Here is a 12,883-nt window from a genome sequence, read left to right as displayed (position 1 = left end):
CTCCTCCGTTGGTCCGCGGTCATTGCATCGACTGCGGCTTCGACAGCGCGACGTAGCGCGCGAGATGATGATCTTCGTCGCCGAGCTGGTGATCGATCATCACGAGCCGCTTCGCGTAGTGCGAAAGCGGCAGCTCCCACGTCATCCCGATGCCGCCGTGAAGCTGGATGCTCTCCTCGGCGACGAGCGCGCCGATCCGCCCGACACTGTACTTCGCGGCCGACAGCGCGCGCTCGCGCGCCACACGCGGCGCATCGAGCTGCGCGGCCGCGTTGATCACCGCCGAGCGCGCCTGCTCGATCTCGAGCAGCACGTCCGCCATCCGGTGCTGCAGCGCCTGGAAGCTGCCGATCGGCGCGCCGAACTGGCGGCGCGTGCGCAGGAATTCGAGCGTGTGCGCCTTCGCGACGTCCATCGCGCCGAGCGCTTCCGCCGCGAGCGCGAGCAGGCCGAAGCCGATCGCGCGCTCGATCGCGCCGGCCGCTTCGCCCGGCGCGCCGACGAGCGCGTCGCCTTCGAGCGCGACGCGCGCGAAGCGCACGTCGGCCGCGCGGCCGCCGTCGATCTTCCGGTAGCCGCGCACCGACACGCCCGGCGCCGCCTTCGGCACGACGAACAGCGACAGGCCCGCCGCGTCGTCGTCGGCGCCCGCGGTGCGCGCGCTGACGACGTAGAACGTCGCGTACTCGCCGCAGTCGACGACGGCCTTCGTGCCGTCGAGCACCCATCGATCGCCCTCGCGCGTCGCGCGCGTCCTCACCGTGTGCAGTTCGTAGTGCGTATCGGGCTCCGCGTGCGCGAACGCGCCGATCGCACGGCCGTCGATCAGCGCCGCGAGCCGCGCGCGATGCGCGTCGCCGCCCGCCTGCGCGAGCGCGCGGCCTGCCATCAGCGCGCCCGCGAACGGCTCGACGACGAGCCCGCGCCCGAGGCACTCGAACACGAGCGCGATGTCGAAGCCCGCGCCGCCGAAGCCGCCGCAGTCCTCCGGAAAGAGCGCGCCGATCGCGCCCAGCTCGGCGAAGCGCCGCCACATGTCGCTGCTGTAGCCGGCATCCGACAGCGCGATCCGGTCGCGCGCGGCGAACGGATATTGCTCGGCGATGAAGCGGTTCAGGCTGTCCGCCAGCATCCGGCGGTCTTCGGTGTGTTGAAAGTCCATAGTCGTTTCCTGTCGACCAAGGTTAGCGCTTCAGCGCTTACCCTGGTCCCATGCAAAGCTGTCGACCAGGGTTAGCGCTTTAGCGCTTATCCTGGTCCCATGCAAAGCTGTCGACCAGGGTTGGCGCTTCAGCGCTTACCCTGGTCCCATGCAAAGCTGTCGACCAGGGTTAGCGCTTTAGCGCTTATCCTGGTCCCATGCAAAGCTGTCGACCAGGGTTGGCGCTTCAGCGCTTACCCTGGCCCCATGCAAAGCTGTCGACCAGGGTTGGCGCTTTAGCGCTTATCCTGGTCCCATGCAAAGCTGTCGACCAGGGTTGGCGCTTCAGCGCTTACCCTGGCCCCATGCAAAGCTGTCGACCAGGGTTGGCGCTTCAGCGCTTACCCTGGTCCCATGCAAAGCTCAAAGCCCGAGAATCATCTTCGAGACGATGTTCTTCTGGATTTCGTTCGACCCGCCGAAGATCGACAGCTTGCGATTGTTGAAGTACTGCGCCGCCGCGCTCGCCGCTTCGGGCAGGCCGCCCGGCGGCTCGCCGTCGTAGTCGGCGTCGAGCGCCGCGTCGACGAACGGCTGCGCGTACGGCCCCATCGCGCGCCGCAACAGCGACGAAATCTCCTGCCGGATCTGCGTGCCGCGGATCTTCAGCATCGAGCTCTCCGCGCCCGGCGCGCCGCCGCCCGCGACGGCCGCGAGCACGCGCAGGTTCGTCGTCTTCATGTTCTCGAGCTCGATCTCGACGCGCGCGAGCCGCGCGGCGAAGAGCGGATCGTCGGCGAGCGGCCGGCCGTTCTTCTTCACCTTCGCCGCGACCGCGCGCAGCTTTTCCAGCGCCGCGACCGAGAAGCCGATGCCCGCGATGTTGGTGCGCTCGTACGTGAGCAGGTATTTCGCGTAGGTCCAGCCCTTGTTTTCTTCGCCGACGAGGTTCTCGGCGGGCACGCGCACGTCGGTGAGGAACACTTCGTTCACTTCATGCTCGCCGTCGAGCGTGACGATCGGGCGCACCTCGACGCCGGGCGAATTCATGTCGACGAGCAGGAAGCTGATGCCTTCCTGCTTGCGCACGTCGGTCGCAGTGCGCACGAGGCAGAAGATCATGTTCGCGTAGTGGCCGAGCGTCGTCCACGTCTTCTGGCCGTTCACGACGTAGTGATCGCCCTGCGCGTCGACACCCCGCACCGCGCTCGTCGCGACCGACGCAAGATCGGAGCCCGCGCCCGGTTCCGAATAGCCCTGGCACCACCAGTCGGTGCCGTCGAGGATGCGCGGCAGCCAGCGGCGCTTCTGCGCTTCGCTGCCGTACTTGATGAGCACGGGGCCGAGCATGTTCACGCCGAACGGCACGATGCGCGGCGCGCCCGCGAGCGCGCACTCGTTGTCGAACAGGAACTTCTGCGCGACGCTCCAGCCGGGGCCGCCCCATTCGCGCGGCCAGTGGCTCGCGAGCCAGCCCTGCGCGTTGAGCGTCGCGTGCCATTCGCGCATGTCGTCGCGCGTGAGCCGCAAGCCGCCCTTCACCTTGCGCGAGATGCGCGGCGGCAGCTTGTCGGCGAGAAAGCGCTGCACCTGCGCGCGAAACGCTTCCTCGTCTGCGGTGAAATTCAGATCCATGTGACGTCGTTCTCGAGTGCGGGATAGGCGATCGCCGATTGACGATCGGCGTCAGTCGATGCGGTTCAGGCTCGCGAAGGTCTCGCCGCGCGCGACGAGATCGACGAGAAGCGGCGACGGCTTCCAGAAGACCGGGTCCTCGCTCGCGAACGCGCGGATGTCGGCGAGCACGTTTGCGAGGCCTACCGTGTCCGCGTAATGCATCGGGCCGCCGCGATGGCGCGGGAAGCCGTAGCCGTGCAGGAACACCGCGTCGACGTCGAGCGGGCGCAGCGCGATCTTCTCGTGCACGACGTTCGCGCCTTCGTTGATCATCGCGGCGAGATAGCGGCGCACGATTTCGTCGTCGGCGAACGCACGCGGCGTCACGCCCTTCTTCGCGCGCTCGCCGGCGATGATCGCCTCGACGTCCGGGTCCGGCGCGCCGACGCGCGCGCCGTCCGGATACAGGTAGTAGCCGCGGCCCGTCTTCTGGCCGAACCAGCCGCGCTCGCACAGGCGGTCCGCGATCTCGACGTAGCGCAGCCGCGGATCGCGCGTCGGCGCGCGGCGCTTGCGGGTCGCCCAGCCGATGTCGCCGCCCGCCAGATCGACGACCTGGTACGGCCCCATCGGAAAGCCGAATTCGCGCACCGCGCGGTCGATCTGATACGGCGACGCGCCGTCTTCCATCATGTAGTCGGCGGCCGTCCGGTAGACGGCGAGCACGCGATTGCCGATGAAGCCGTCGCACACGCCCGCGCGCACCGGGATCTTCTTCAGCTTCTTCGCGAGCGCGAACGCGGTCGCGACGACGTCCGCGCTCACCTTCGCCGGCACCACCACCTCGAGCAGCCTCATGATGTTCGCGGGCGAGAAGAAATGCAGGCCGATCACGTCGGACGCGCGCTCGACGCTCGCGGCGATTTCGTCGATGTCGAGATACGACGTGTTCGTCGCGAGCACGGCGCCCGGCTTGCACGCGCGCGCGAGCGCCGCGAACACGGCCTTCTTCACCGCCATGTCCTCGAACACCGCTTCGATCACGACGTCGGCCTGCGCGAGCGCGTCGTACGACGTGCCGCCCTTGAAGCGCGCGAGGCGCGCGGCCTGCGCGGCGGGCGTCATCCGGCCCTTCGCGACGAGGCCCGCGTAAACCTTCTCGACGTGCGCGCGGCCGCGCTCGAGCGACGCTTCGTCGCGCTCGATCATCGTGACGGGCAAGCCCGCGTCGAGCGCCGCGACCGCGATGCCCGCGCCCATCGTGCCGCCGCCGACGACGCCGATCCGCTCGATCGCGCGCGGCGCGCCGCGGCGCGTCTCCGGCGATTTCGCCGCCTCGCGCTCCGCGAAGAACGCATGCACGAGCCCCGCGCGCTGCGGGCTGTCGAGGCATTCGAGAAACAGCTTGCGCTCGGTGCGCAAGCCTTCGTCGAACGGTTGCGCGAGCGCCGCGGCGACCGCTTCGACGATCTTCGCCGGCGAGAACAGCCCGCGCGACTTCTTCGCGACGTCGGCGCGCGCGGCGTCGAGCGCCGCTTCGGCCGCCGCGCGATCGGCGAGCCCTTGCGCGTCGCGCGTGCGACGCGCGGGCGCACCCGCCGCGAGCAGTTCCTGGACGTACGCGAGCCCTTCGGCGAGCGTGTCGTCGCTGCGCGCGAGCCGATCGACGAGGCCGAGCGTGAGCGCCTCCTCGGCCGACGCGTGCCGCCCGCTCAGCATCAGGTCGAGCGCGGCCTGCGCGCCGATCAGGCGCGGCGTGCGCTGCGTGCCGCCCGCGCCCGGCAGCAGCCCGAGCTGCACTTCCGGCAGGCCGAGCTTCGCGCCCGGCACGGCGATCCGGTAATGCGCGGCGAGCGCGATCTCGAGACCGCCGCCGAGCGTCGCGCCGTGCAGCGCGACGACGACCGGCTTGCCGCTCGTCTCGATCCGGTTGCACACGTCGGGCAGCAGCGGCGGCACGGGCGGCTTGCCGAACTCGCGGATGTCCGCGCCGGCGATGAAGTTGCGTCCGGCCCCGACGATCAGCACCGCGCCGACGGCCGCCTCGGCGTCGGCCGCGTCGAGCGCGTCGACGAGGCCGCGCCGCACGTCGGCGGACAGCGCGTTGACGGGCGGATGGTCGATCGTGACGACGAGCACCTTGTCGCGCCGCTCGCGCATGACGGTGCCGGTTGCGTGGGATGCCTGCTGATTCATGTGTCTCGCTCCGTACGGAAAGCGCGCGTTCGCTTCATCGCGGAAGGCGCGGGGTTTGCCACGATTCTCGATTGATCGAGATTGATTGACAATTCCATCACTCTTTAACAACCTGTCAAGCCGGTTTTGACAATGAATTTCGACACACGGGCACGGCGATGGATCTGAATGCGCTTACGCTGCTCGTCGACATCCTCGACGCGGGCAACCTCAGCAAGGCGGCGCAGCGGCTCAAGATGAGCCGCGCGAACGTCAGCTACCGGCTCAATCAGCTGGAAAAATCGATCGGGCTGCAGCTCGTGCGGCGCACGACGCGGCGCATCGAGCCGACCGAGATCGGGCTGCGCCTGTACGAGCACGGGCGGCGAATCCAGAACGAGCTGTTCGCCGCGCGCGAGGCGGTGACGACGCTCGGCCAGGAACTGCAGGGGCGCGTGCGGCTGTCGGTGCCGAGCGGCTACGGGCAGCTCGTGATGTCGAACTGGCTGATCGCGTTCAAGCGGCTCTATCCGGGGATCGTGCTCGACGTCGTGTTCGAGAACCGCGTCGAGGATCTGATGCGCGACGAAGTCGACATCGCCGTGCGCGTGATGTCCGAGCCGCCGCAAAACCTCGTCGCGCGCGACATGGGCGCGGTGCGCTACGTCGCGTGCGCGTCGCCCGGCTTCGCCGCGACGCACGGGATGCCGACCGAGCTCGATCAGCTGTTCGACGCGCCCGTCATCACGGCGACGGTGGTCGGCCGGCAATTGCGCGTCGCCGCGTATCTCGGCGACGAGCGGCACGAGGTGCTGCTCGAGCCGACGCTCATCTCCGAGAACTTCCTGTTCCTGCGCCAGGCGATCCTGGCCGGGCTCGGCGTCGGGATCGTGCCGGACTACGTCGTCCACGACGACGTGCGGCGCGGCGCGGTCGTGACGACGCTCGATGCATACCGGCTCAGCATCTTCGGCACGCACATGTACATGCTGTACATGCCGAACCGGCATCACACGCGCGCGACCTCGACGTTCATCGACTTCATGCTCGACGAGGCGAGAAACGCCGGGCGCGGCGCATGACGCGCCGCCCTTTTCCGACGCCCGCCCCCTAGGGTTTGTTGTCGGATGACAAGCCGCTTCCGACGCGGCGACAATACCCCGCCCGCGCGGCGGCGCACGGGCGTTCGTATTTGCTGCTGCCGTCTGACGCCGTCCTTCCTTCGCACCGAGGTATTCATGACCGACCGGATTCGCCCGCGCTCGACCAGCCCGTGGGCGGGCGCACTCGCCGCCGCCCTCCTCGCCGTCACCGCCGGCTGCGCGAACGCGCCCGGCTCGGGCGCGCGAAACGCCGCCGCCTCGGCCGCGCCGGCGTCGGCAACGGCTGAGGCTTCAGCGACGTCGGCCGCGGAATCGCCGGCCTCGCCCGCCGAGCTCTCGAGCTGGGTCGACAAGCCGGGCTGGACCGCGCAGCGCGACATGATCGCGGCCGCGCATCCGCTCGCCGCGCAGGCGGGCCAGGAGATGCTGAAGGCGGGCGGCACGGCCGTCGATGCGGCGATCGCCGCGCAGATGGTGCTGATGCTCGTCGAGCCGCAAGCGTCGGGCATCGGCGGCGGCGCGTTCCTGCTGCACGCGGACGGCAAGAAGGTCGAGGCGTACGACGGCCGCGAGACCGCGCCCGCCGCCGCGACCGATCGACTCTTTTACGACGCGAACGGCAAGCCGCTGCCGCGCGCGGCGCTCGGCGCGCGCGCGGTCGGCGCGCCGGGCGTGCTGCGCATGCTCGAGCTCGCGCACCGCGCGCACGGCAAGCTGCCGTGGCGGCGCTTGTTCCAGCCCGCGATCCGGCTCGCCGAACAAGGCTTTCCGCTCGGCCCGCGGCTTGCGGCGGCGCTCGCGAACGATCCGTCGCTCGCGAGCGATCCGGCCGCGCGCGCGGTCTTCTACGACAAGAACGGCGCGCCGAAGCCGGCCGGCGCGACGCTGAAGAACCCCCAGCTCGCGGCGACGCTCAAGCTCGTCGCCGCGCACGGCGCGAACGCGTTCTACACGGGCGCGATCGCGCGCGACATCGTCGCGAAGGTGCGCCAGGCGCCGAATCCGGGCGTGCTGAGCGTGCAGGATCTTGCGCAATATCGCGCGAAAGTGCGCGAGCCGCTGTGCGCCGACTATCGCAAGTGGACCGTGTGCGGAATGCCGCCGCCGTCGGCGGGCGGGCTCGTCGTCGCGCAGATGCTCGGCCTGCTCGAGGCCCAGCCGGACTGGCGGCAGATCGGCGCGCAGAAGCCCGTGCGCAACGCGACGGGTGTCGAGCCGACGCCGTTCGCCGCGCATCTGTTCAGCGAGGCGGGGCGCCTCGCGTACGCGGATCGCGCGCAGTACGTCGCCGATCCGGATTTCGTCGCGCCGCCGGGCGGCAGCTGGAAGAGCCTCGTCGAGCGGCGCTACGTCGCCGAGCGCGCGCGCCTGATCGGCGATGCGAGCCTCGGCGGCGCGAGCGCCGGCTCGCCGTCCGGCCTGCCGCCCGCGTCGGCCGCCGATCGCGGCGCGGAGCCGGCGTCGGGATCGCAGATCACGGTCGTCGACCGCTACGGCAACGCGGTGTCGATGACGTCGACCCTCGACGCGCGCTTCGGCTCGCGGCTGATGGTGCGCGGCTTCCTGCTCAACAGCCAGTTGCTCGACTTCTCGCCCGTATCGGCCGAACACGGCAAGCCGGTCGCGAACCGCGTGCAGCCGGGCAAGCGCGCGCGCTCGACGCTCGCGCCCGAGCTCGTGTTCGAGAAAGGCTCGCGGCGGCTGATGATGGCGCTCGGCTCGGCGGGCGGCGCGTCGACCGCGAACGATGTCGCGAAGACGCTCGTCGGCATGATCGATTGGGGCATGACGATGCAGCAGGCGATCGCGCTGCCGAACTTCGGCTCGCGCAACGGGCCGACCGAGCTCGAGAAGGGACGCGTGTCCGACGCGCTCGCCGACGCGCTGAAGGGGCGCGGGCACGACGTGCGCGTGGTCGAGCTGGGGTCGAGCCTGCAGGGAATCCAGCGGATCAATGTCGAGGGGCAGTCGGTGTGGTTCGGCGGTTCAGATCCGCGGCGCGACGGGGTGGTCGCGGGGGATTGAGCGCTTGACGGCGCTTCGAGCCGTGGTCGGGGCGCTCGTGCGCCGCGCCGTTGCCGCATGCGCCTGCGGCCGGAGCCGCGTGGCGCGTCGGGGCCGCGGCGCTGGCCCGGCTCGCCGTAACGATGGGCGGGCGGCCCGGCCGGTCGCCCGTTGGCCGTCCAATCAGCGATCGCAGCCGCCCGGTGAATCGCCCGGTGAATCGCCCGGTGAATCGCCCGGTGAATCGCCCGGTGAATCGCCCGGTGAATCGCCCGGTGAATCGCCCGGTGAATCGCCCGTCGGAACGCAGCCATCATGCCGCCCCACCGTCTCGCATCGCGGCGTCGCGATACCACGCCGCCGCCCGAGCGCGCCACACCCCGCCGCCCCGCCCCTCCGATGCCTCAACCGCTCACGGCCGCCCGTCGCCCGGCGCGCCGCCGAACGTCGCGATCACGTAGTCGATGAAGCTTCGCAGCTTCGGCGTCGGCCGCCGGTCCGGCGAATACAGCAGGTGGATCGGCCGCGCGGGCGGCTCGTAGCCCGGCAGCAGCCGCACGAGCCGCCCCGCGGCGAGATCGTCGCCGACGAGCTCGGTGGGCTGCAGGATGATGCCGAGCCCGTCGAGCGCGGCCATCCGCAGCGCCGCGCCGTTGTTGACCGCGAGCCGGCTCCTCACGCGCACCGCCTGCTGCCCGTGCGCGCTCTCGAACGGCCATTCGAGCGCCGCCGGCTGCCCCGAATACGAAAACCCGAGGCATTCGTGCGCGGCCAGATCGGCGGGCTCGGCCGGCGTGCCGTGCTCGGCCAGGTACGCGGGCGACGCGCACAACACGAGCCGGTACGGCGCGAGCGGCCGCGCGATCAGCCTCGAATCGGCGAGCGGCGCGATGCGGATCACCGCGTCGTAGCCCTCGTCGACGACGTCGACGACGCGGTCGCTCAGCGTGAGATCGACCTGCACCTCGGGATACGCGCGCATGTACACCGCGAGCATCGGCATCAGGCAATGCACGCCGAAGCTGATCGGCGCGTTGATGCGCAACGTGCCGCGCGGCGCGGCCATCAGGTTCGCGGCCAGCGCGTCGACGGCCTGCGCTTCGGCCAGCACCGCGCGGCTGCGCTCGTAGAACGCGCGGCCGGCTTCGGTCAGGCTCTGGCGGCGCGTCGTGCGATTGATGAGCCGCATCCCGTAATGGGTCTCGAGAAAGCGCACGTGCTTGCCGACCATCTGCGACGACAGGCCGAGCGACTCGCCCGCCGCCGCGAACGAGCCCGTTTCCGCGGCCTTCACGAACACCGCCATGCTGGTGAGTCGATCCATGATTCGAAACCATTCGTTTCAATAGCTGATTCGACTATACGATTTATCGTCGAATCGGCGCGAATTATAGTGGCCTCACCGATTTTTCTCATGGAGATCCGACATGGCACGCATCGTACGCATCCATCAGACCGGCGGGCCCGACGTCCTGCGCTTCGACGAAATCGAGCCGGCGCCGCCGGGACCGGGCGAAATCGCGCTGCAGGTGAAGGCGCTCGGCCTGAACCGCGCCGAGTCGATGTTCCGCTCGGGGCACTACGTCGAGGCGCCGGTCTTTCCGGCGCGGCTCGGCTACGAGGCGGCGGGCGTCGTCAGCGCCGTCGGCTCCGGCGTGACGGGCTTCGCGGTCGGCGACGCGGTCAGCATCGTGCCGCCGCTGTCGATCACGCGCTGGGGCACGTACGGCGAAGTCGCGACGGTGCCCGCCGACCTGGCCGTCAAGCATCCCGCATCGCTCGGCTGGACCGAGGCGGCCGCCGTGTGGATGCAGTACGTGACCGCGTGGGGCGCGCTGATCGACCTCGCGCAGATCAAGCGCGGCGATGCGGTCGTCATCACCGCGGCGTCGAGCAGCGTCGGGCTCGCGGCGATCCAGATCGCGCGGATGGCCGGCGCGGTCGCGATCGCGACGACGCGCACCAACGCGAAGGCGCAGGCGCTGCGCGAGTTCGGCGCCGACCACGTGATCGTCACGCAGCGCGAGGATCTCGCCGCGCGCGTGCGCGAGATCACGGGCGGCGCGGGTGCGCGGGTCGCGTTCGATCCGGTCACGGGCCCGATGCTGCCGCAACTGGCCGACGCGCTCGCGTACGGCGGCATCGTGATCGAATACGGCGCGCTCGCCGCCGAGCAGGCGCCCTTCCCGCTGTTCGCCGTGCTCGGCAAGATGCTGAGCGTGCACGGTTACCAGTACAAGCGCGTTGTCGGCGACCCGGCGAAGCTCGACGCCGCGAAGCGCTTCGTGCTCGACGGGCTCGCGTCGGGCGCGCTCAAGCCGGTGATCGACCGCGTGTTCCCGCTCGACCGGATCGCCGACGCGCACCGCTATCTGGAATCGAACGAGCAGTTCGGCAAGATCGTCGTCGCGGTGTGACGGCGCCGAGCGTGCGTTGATGCTTCGTCAGGCGAAGCGGCGGTGGTGCGCGGCGAGCGGTGAGCGGCGAGCGGTACGCGGTACGCGGTACGCGGTACGCGGTGCGCGGTGCGCGGTGCGCTGCGAGCGGCGTGCGACCTGTCGGCCGTTCCTCGTGCGCCGTCGACTTCGGACGCGAACGCTCGTCAACCGTGCATGCACACCACGCGCGCCGCTCACCATTCGCACCGCTGGCCGTCACGCCGCATCGGCGGCGCGCACGGGCTGCGTCGCGCACCCGCCCGACGCGAACCGTCGTTCGAACCGTGCGGCGACGAACGCGCGCACCCCATGCAATCGCCAGTCGGCGGTCGGCGGTTGGCGGTTGGCGGTCGACGGTCGGCGGTTGGCGGTTGGCGGTTGGCGGTTGGCGGTTGGCGGTTGGCGGTCGGCGGTCGGCGGTCGGCGGTCGGCGGTCGGCAATCGCCAGTCGCCAGTCGCCAGTCGCCAGTCGCCAGTCGCCAGTCGCCAGTCGCGCAAGCATAAAAAAACCCGCAGCCTTCGCCGCGGGTTTTCTTCATCCGGCCGCCGAACCACCGTCACTCGGTGCGGCGGCCCGCCAGCCCGCCGGGATCAAACCACCCCGGCGCCATGCGCCTGCAGATCGGCGTGATAGCTCGAGCGCACCATCGCGCCGACGGCCGCGTGCGTGAAGCCCATCTTGTACGCCTCTTCCTCGTACATCTTGAACGTGTCCGGATGCACGTACTCGCGCACCGGCAGGTGGTGATCGGACGGCTGCAGGTACTGGCCGATCGTCAGCATGTCGACGTCGTGCGCGCGCAGGTCGCGCATCACCTGCAGGATCTCGTCGGCCGTCTCGCCGAGGCCGACCATCAGGCCCGACTTCGTCGCGACGTCCGGATGCAGCGCCTTGAAATCCTTCAGGAGCTTCAGCGAATGCGCATAGTCCGAGCCGGGGCGCGCTTCCTTGTACAGGCGCGGCACCGTTTCGAGGTTGTGGTTCATCACGTCGGGCGGCGCGGCGTTCAGGATCGCGAGCGCGCGGTCGAGGCGGCCGCGAAAGTCCGGCGTCAGGATTTCGATGCGCGTTTGCGGCGACTGCTCGCGCACCTCGCGGATGCACTCGACGAAGTGGCCGGCGCCGCCGTCGCGCAGGTCGTCGCGGTCGACGCTCGTGATCACGACGTACTTGAGCTTGAGCGCGGCGATCGTGCGCGCGAGGTTCTTCGGCTCGTCGGCGTCGAGCGGATCGGGCCGGCCGTGGCCGACGTCGCAGAACGGGCAGCGGCGCGTGCACTTGTCGCCCATGATCATGAACGTCGCGGTGCCCTTGCCGAAGCACTCGCCGATGTTCGGGCAGCTCGCTTCCTCGCACACGGTATGCAGGTTGTGCTCGCGCAGGATCGTCTTGATCTCGGAAAAGCGCGAGCTGCCGGTAGCCGCCTTCACGCGAATCCAGTCGGGCTTCTTGAGCTTCTCGATCGGGACGATCTTGATCGGAATGCGCGCGGTCTTCGCCTGCGCCTTCTGCTTGGCGGTCGGATCGTATGCGGATGCGGCCGGTTCGGCGGGTGCGGGAGTAGCGGTAAGGTCAGTCATTCGATTGTTCCAGTGCCTGCTGCGGCGATACGGCGGCCGCGGTTGCGCCGTCGAGGTTGGCGATCAGACGGCGCACGAGCGTCCGTGAGACTTCGTGCCAGTCGGCGGTCGCGCCGAGGCTCGCCATGTCGACCGTTTCGAGCCCCGCGTAGCCGCACGGGTTGATCGCGAGAAACGGGCGCAGATCCATCTTCACGTTCACGCTCAGCCCGTGATAGCTGCAGCCGTTGCGAATCTTGAGGCCGAGCGCAGCGATCTTCGCGCCCCGATGCGGCCCCGATTCCACGTAGATCCCGGGCGCGCCGGCCCTGCGGACCGACGCGAGATTATACGCCGCGAGCGTCTCGATCACGGCCTCCTCGATCCGCGTGACGAGGGTGCGCACCATCAGCTTGCGCCGCCTCAAGTCGACGAGCAGATAAGCGACGATTTGCCCCGGGCCGTGGTAGGTGATCTGTCCGCCGCGGTCAACCTTCACGAGCGGCACGCCGCTGTCGGCGACGAGCAGGTGCGCGGGGTTGCCGGCCTGGCCGAGCGTGTAGACGGGCGGATGCTCGACCACCCAGATTTCGTCGTCGGTGTCCGGCGTGCGCGCGTCGGTGAACGAGCGCATCGCGTCGAAGCACGCTTCGTACGGCGTCTCGCCGAGCCAGCGGACCGTGACGGGCAGCGCGGACGATGGGCGGGCGCAGGCAGACGCGGCGGCGTCGGGCGCGGGGGGCGCGTCGGAGGCGGGAGGCACGATGGAAACCGGCGAGGCTGACATGGGCGGTAGTTTACCGAAAACCCATGCCCCTCGCCGGTGCCCGATGGAGACCGGCCGC

Annotated in this window: 9 protein-coding genes; 3 read left to right on the top strand and 6 right to left on the bottom strand. The window is 70.2% G+C overall.

Annotated features, from left to right (window positions below; all coding sequences use genetic code 11):
* Positions 1-19 precede the first annotated feature (19 nt).
* From WS91_RS09565 to WS91_RS09555, 3 genes are all read right to left on the bottom strand, one after another.
* Positions 20-1,162 carry an acyl-CoA dehydrogenase family protein gene (locus tag WS91_RS09565; protein ID WP_059670179.1) on the bottom strand — a complete coding sequence of 381 codons (1,143 nt, stop codon included), beginning with the start codon at positions 1,160-1,162 and terminating at the stop codon, positions 20-22.
* A gap of 402 nt (positions 1,163-1,564) precedes the next feature.
* Positions 1,565-2,776 (bottom strand): acyl-CoA dehydrogenase family protein, encoded by a 1,212-nt coding sequence (locus WS91_RS09560; RefSeq protein WP_038750609.1) that lies wholly within the window; start codon positions 2,774-2,776, stop codon positions 1,565-1,567.
* A gap of 51 nt (positions 2,777-2,827) precedes the next feature.
* Positions 2,828-4,954: a 3-hydroxyacyl-CoA dehydrogenase NAD-binding domain-containing protein gene (locus WS91_RS09555; RefSeq protein ID WP_059670178.1), complete on the bottom strand. Its 2,127-nt coding sequence runs from the start codon at positions 4,952-4,954 to the stop codon at positions 2,828-2,830.
* Positions 4,955-5,112: 158 nt separating this feature from the next.
* Between WS91_RS09555 and WS91_RS09550 the strand changes: the two genes are divergently transcribed.
* Positions 5,113-6,015, top strand: coding sequence for a LysR family transcriptional regulator (locus WS91_RS09550; protein WP_038750614.1), 903 nt, complete (start codon positions 5,113-5,115; stop codon positions 6,013-6,015).
* A 156-nt stretch (positions 6,016-6,171) separates the two neighbouring features.
* Positions 6,172-8,061 (top strand): gamma-glutamyltransferase, encoded by a 1,890-nt coding sequence (gene ggt / locus WS91_RS09545; RefSeq protein WP_059670177.1) that lies wholly within the window; start codon positions 6,172-6,174, stop codon positions 8,059-8,061.
* 391 nt (positions 8,062-8,452) lie between these two features.
* On the opposite strand, the gene WS91_RS09540 is transcribed toward ggt, so the two are convergent.
* Positions 8,453-9,364, bottom strand: a complete 912-nt coding sequence (locus tag WS91_RS09540) for a LysR family transcriptional regulator (RefSeq protein ID WP_059584344.1) — start codon at positions 9,362-9,364, stop codon at positions 8,453-8,455.
* Between the two features lie 103 nt (positions 9,365-9,467).
* Here WS91_RS09540 and WS91_RS09535 point away from each other — a divergent pair, with 103 nt between their 5' ends.
* Positions 9,468-10,457 (top strand): zinc-dependent alcohol dehydrogenase family protein, encoded by a 990-nt coding sequence (locus WS91_RS09535; protein ID WP_059670176.1) that lies wholly within the window; start codon positions 9,468-9,470, stop codon positions 10,455-10,457.
* 612 nt (positions 10,458-11,069) lie between these two features.
* On the opposite strand, the gene lipA is transcribed toward WS91_RS09535, so the two are convergent.
* Together lipA and lipB are read right to left on the bottom strand one after the other, a co-directional pair.
* Positions 11,070-12,059 carry a lipoyl synthase gene (gene lipA / locus WS91_RS09530; RefSeq protein ID WP_059584340.1) on the bottom strand — a complete coding sequence of 330 codons (990 nt, stop codon included), beginning with the start codon at positions 12,057-12,059 and terminating at the stop codon, positions 11,070-11,072.
* Complete coding sequence (gene lipB, locus WS91_RS09525) at positions 12,052-12,825, bottom strand: lipoyl(octanoyl) transferase LipB (RefSeq protein WP_059670175.1); 774 nt, start codon at positions 12,823-12,825, stop codon at positions 12,052-12,054. Before lipB ends, lipA begins: the two co-directional genes overlap by 8 nt.
* Between the last annotated feature and the right edge of the window lie 58 nt (positions 12,826-12,883).

Source organism: Burkholderia sp. MSMB1498 (assembly GCF_001526245.1).
GTDB lineage: Bacteria > Pseudomonadota > Gammaproteobacteria > Burkholderiales > Burkholderiaceae > Burkholderia > Burkholderia savannae.
This window is presented reverse-complemented; position numbering and strand designations above follow the sequence as displayed.

Bases quoted from the DNA above. Each gene is read 5' to 3' on its own strand.
- WS91_RS09565 (WP_059670179.1), bottom strand. From the start codon at position 1,162: ATGGACTTTCAACACACCGAAGACCGCCGGATGCTGGCGGACAGCCTG.
- WS91_RS09560 (WP_038750609.1), bottom strand. From the start codon at position 2,776: ATGGATCTGAATTTCACCGCAGACGAGGAAGCGTTTCGCGCGCAGGTG.
- WS91_RS09555 (WP_059670178.1), bottom strand. From the start codon at position 4,954: ATGAATCAGCAGGCATCCCACGCAACCGGCACCGTCATGCGCGAGCGG.
- WS91_RS09550 (WP_038750614.1), top strand. From the start codon at position 5,113: ATGGATCTGAATGCGCTTACGCTGCTCGTCGACATCCTCGACGCGGGC.
- ggt (WP_059670177.1), top strand. From the start codon at position 6,172: ATGACCGACCGGATTCGCCCGCGCTCGACCAGCCCGTGGGCGGGCGCA.
- WS91_RS09540 (WP_059584344.1), bottom strand. From the start codon at position 9,364: ATGGATCGACTCACCAGCATGGCGGTGTTCGTGAAGGCCGCGGAAACG.
- WS91_RS09535 (WP_059670176.1), top strand. From the start codon at position 9,468: ATGGCACGCATCGTACGCATCCATCAGACCGGCGGGCCCGACGTCCTG.
- lipA (WP_059584340.1), bottom strand. From the start codon at position 12,059: ATGACTGACCTTACCGCTACTCCCGCACCCGCCGAACCGGCCGCATCC.
- lipB (WP_059670175.1), bottom strand. From the start codon at position 12,825: ATGTCAGCCTCGCCGGTTTCCATCGTGCCTCCCGCCTCCGACGCGCCC.